The organism is Ralstonia sp. A12, from assembly GCF_000801955.1.
In the GTDB taxonomy this organism is placed as follows: Bacteria; Pseudomonadota; Gammaproteobacteria; order Burkholderiales; family Burkholderiaceae; genus Ralstonia.
The window spans coordinates 1-3,525 of the sequence record NZ_JSZO01000055.1 but is presented as its reverse complement, the minus strand read 5'-3'; the positions used below and the strand labels follow the sequence as shown (position 1 = coordinate 3,525).

At 56.4% G+C, this 3,525-nt stretch carries 2 protein-coding genes; one reads left to right on the top strand and one right to left on the bottom strand.

Annotated features, from left to right (window positions below; all coding sequences use genetic code 11):
- Positions 1-28 precede the first annotated feature (28 nt).
- Entirely contained in the window at positions 29-2,575 is a 2,547-nt protein-coding gene (locus tag PI87_RS27915) for a hypothetical protein (protein WP_039601008.1), read from the top strand.
- Here the strand turns inward: PI87_RS27915 and PI87_RS28925 are convergent.
- Complete coding sequence (locus PI87_RS28925; protein ID WP_084210138.1) at positions 2,484-3,506, bottom strand: hypothetical protein; 1,023 nt, start codon at positions 3,504-3,506, stop codon at positions 2,484-2,486. The genes PI87_RS27915 and PI87_RS28925 overlap by 92 nt on opposite strands.
- Between the last annotated feature and the right edge of the window lie 19 nt (positions 3,507-3,525).

Sequence of the window (3,525 nt, the reverse complement as noted above, 5' to 3'; positions counted from 1 at the left end):
ACGATAACTAGGAATTATCAGCACGCAAATGCCTCGCGAAATTGAGCAAAAATCGCTTCCGGTCCTCGTCAACCGCACGAAGGAAATCGGGGGGCTGCTAGAGCTGATGCCGCCGCGGAATCCAAATGCTGCGTTCGTCATTCTCATGGCGGCGTCGGGGTATGGAAAGACGAGCCTGACCAGTCGTCTGATTGAGTTGCTGCGTGCAGAGGGTATTGCTGCCGTTGCGCTTGAGCCTCAGGTCAGAGCAAAAGGTACCGCCGTCAACGTCTATCAAGGCTTCTATATTCAGCGCTGCGCAGAGTCGCTTGACAGGTACATACAGCAACATCCAGCGAAGGATGTTGCGATGACCTTCGAGGCATTTCTCAAAAGCGAACGCGTTCAGCGCACGAAGTCCCTGAAATGGACCAAATTTCTCAGGAGCGTCCCGGGGCGGAAAGTTATCTACGAGGCAGGGGTCGAGTTATTTGACCGCTTCTTTGGTACAGGAAACCATAGTGCGGACAAGGTACTGACAAGTGATTCACGCGAAGCCGTCGATACGTGCGCTCGGTACGTCAAGCATGTCGTCAGTAGCAATCGAACGGTGCTTGTCGTGCGCGAGGCGCAGCATATTGACCATAGCAGCCTGCAATTGCTCGCGGAGATCGCCGGGCCGCACAGTTTGAACAGTGCGATCCTTGAGTACACGCTAGAGAAGAGTGGCGCGCCTCTGAACACGTTGTACGGCGATTTCATCGAGGCGGTTTCGCTCGCTGGAGCGGAGTGGTTACATATTCGTGAGTTGGTGAGGTTGAGCAAGCCCCATCTGGAAGAGCTGTTGCGCCAGGCAATCCCCGGGGCATGCGACATCAGCGGCGAGTACTACTTAAGCTGGGATGGCAATGTCCGTGCTATCCGGCAGTTACGGTTCTCGATTTCAGTTGAGCACACACGAGGTGTTCCGAAACTACTGGATTTGGAGAGCGGGGTTGTTGACGAGTACAGACGCCAGATCGCGGGCATGGCCGCGATGGAACGAATGTGTCTCTGCCTCATGTTTGCACACGGGGAGGCAATTCCTAGGGCCCTGATTCGGGTACTCCTGGGAAAGCTCAATGCGCTTGCAACACTGGGCGCTGTTGACCTTAGCTTGGCTGTGCTGGTGGATGCCGAACTGGCCACGATCCACGCTGGGGATTTACTCGGGGTAGAGAACGAGGACGTAGCTGAAGCCATTCGGACTCAGACCTCGCTCGCAGGCACATTACTGCTAGCGAAGGCAGCACTTCGAGACCACTATCGGCAGTTGGCGATTGGCGCTCCAGACGTGACTTCGGGAATGCCGGTAGCGGTGCGCCAAGCTCTCCGTCTGTCCGTTGAATTAAACGATGTGGCGACGATGGAGGAGCTCGTTGCTCTTCTGTCCAGTCGTGTCTCCACCACGGCGGACCAGTCTTGGTATGTCACGCAGATCGTAACGGCCATCAACGGCAACGCAAGGTTGTTTGCTGGTCAGCAAGATCGGCTCCTATTGTGGGCAGCGGAGCTTGCCGCCGAGATTGCGGACTGTCGAACAGCGAGGGATCTGCTGCGACAAGTTTCCTCGAAATCGATGTTCTCCGACGTGCTGTTGTGTGCATGCCTGATTGAAACGGGAGACCATGACGAGGCGACGGCGTTGACCGAGCATCTTATTGCGAGTGCGCATCCGGACGAACGTCTTGCGGGACAATTGATTCAGTTGATTCAGCTGCGATGCATGGGGCGCATTGACGCTGCACGGGAACTCTGGAATGCACTGACCCCCCTGGAGGAGCTGCACAGCAGCAACCTGTATGGCTACCTGCTGAGATTCAGGGAACTGGTTTCCGACTTTCCCGAGTGCATTGACGACCTGGTCGCCGCGAGTAGCTGGTTCCACGCACGCGGGCTTGCGACCTCTTCGGCCTATACCTTGCTGACCCTGGCAAGTCACGTAGCGCGGTCGGGAGAGATTCAAGCGGCCTACGAATGTATCGATCAGGCCCGCGCACTTCTTGCATCGACTGCACGAGACCAGCATATTCTCGCCAACAACGAGGTCGCAGTTCAGCTCTTGTCTGAAAGCCCTGAACCGCTTGCATGTTGTGACACGCTTACCCGGGTGATATCGGGTTCTGGTGACGACTACTCTGACATCGTGCTGTACACCAATCTCGGTATCTCTGCTGCCCTAGCGCAGCGGGATGAACTGGCGCGCGAGGCATTTGAGCGGGCGTTGCGGATCGCACGAGCCCCCGAGTTTGCCGACAGAGATGTGTTTTGGGGCGTATCCTTCAACCTGCGCTACATCGACCGTGTGCTCGCACTTGGTCGAACAGCGGAGATCGACGAGGTCTTCAATGGGTTACGACCCCACTCACTCCAGGACGACTATTGGCGGTACAGAGTCGGGCGTGTTGCGTCAGTTCCTGAGCGATTTCAGTACATGCTCCAGAAACCCTATCATCCAATGTTTCTCAGCCACTGGACATTAGACGTCGACGGGCTTCAGACTCTGAAGTCAGCACATGAGCCAGAACCTCCGAGTAGCTCCACCCAGTCTGCGTAAAGCTTAGAGCGAAAACCCCGCGAGGATCGAGCCAAGCATCAGGGGTGAGTTCGAGGAGCTGGAAGCGCCCGTCGAGAAGCTTGCCATCAATGCGGCAATAGCCAATACCGCCGACGGCTTCAATCAACCGAAGCAGTGCTTCTCGGTCTGGCTCGATGAGGACGTCATCAAGCGCAACGACCTCGATGTCCGACCAGGTAGTCTTGATGTCGGCGCTGAAGAGATGGTCATTGAAATAGTCGGGCCGTGCGACCATTCTTATTTCAGCGAAGCGTTCATGGGTGCCCTGAACGCTCTCAATGACGTTGAAGGATACCTCTCGTCCCGCCACAAACTCTTCGATAAGTACTGGCTGCCCGAATTCCTCGAGCGCTAACTGAGCGACTTCATTGAGTGCGGCCACGCTATGCACCACGCTTTGTTGCGAGATGCCAATTGAACTGCCCTCAAGGTTCGGCTTGACCACGAGAGGAAAACGAGTCGGGGTGAGTCGCTGCAGATCAGATAGCGTTCTAGCCAGATAGTGGGCCGGCGTTACCACGCCGCTATCCAGGGCGAGTTTTTTTGAGATTGCCTTGTCTTGACAGACGACGCGGCCGTAAGTGTCGGGGCCGATAAAACGTGTCCCCAGGCTCTCGCAGATTGCAGGGACCAGCGCCATGCGATTTCGCGATCGTTCCCCACCAAATATGGAAAGCACGATATCGCTGCGACGTCGCTGTGCCGCGCGCTGGTAAAGCTCCTCCAGGGACCGGAGGTGAAGCACCGCGAGGCCGAGCTCGTTGAGCGCTTTGGTGATGGCCGCGATGGTTTCCGGTGAGCTCTTCTCTAGGTCCCGCCGTTGCTCTGGCAGAAGAACGGAAGCCTCATCTTGATAGACATCGGCCACGAGAAGCACGGTTTTAATGTCCCGCACTGAGAGCGAGGGCATGCTGATAATTCCTAGTTAT